Below are 237 nucleotides of genomic sequence, written 5' to 3'. Positions count from 1 at the left end.
AAGGAGAGGCGATCGTTGATCAGATATTCCGTCCGCTCATCAGACAAATTGTTGAGCGTCTGGATCACCAGAATTTTGAACATCAGCACCGGATCAAATAGCGGTCGTCCGCCTTTGCTTCCGTCAGAATACGCCAGAGCCTTCTCCAGGTCAGGGCGGAAGACTTCAAAATCCACAGTCCGGGAAAATGCTTCGAGCTGATCACCAAGCCCGCTCAGCCGGGCAAGCCGCTCTTCA

1 protein-coding gene is annotated in these 237 nt (G+C 53.2%); it reads right to left on the bottom strand.

Annotation, left to right across the window (positions count from 1 at the left end; translation table 11 throughout):
- Window positions 1-237 (bottom strand): transposase (locus tag JN414_RS16680; protein WP_202208905.1); only part of this gene is annotated, 237 nt, incomplete at both ends.

This window comes from Gluconobacter sp. Gdi, from assembly GCF_014132155.1.
In the GTDB taxonomy this organism is placed as follows: domain Bacteria; phylum Pseudomonadota; class Alphaproteobacteria; order Acetobacterales; family Acetobacteraceae; genus Gluconobacter.
Note: the sequence above shows the minus strand (reverse complement) of the source record. Positions and strands in the feature narration are given on the sequence as shown.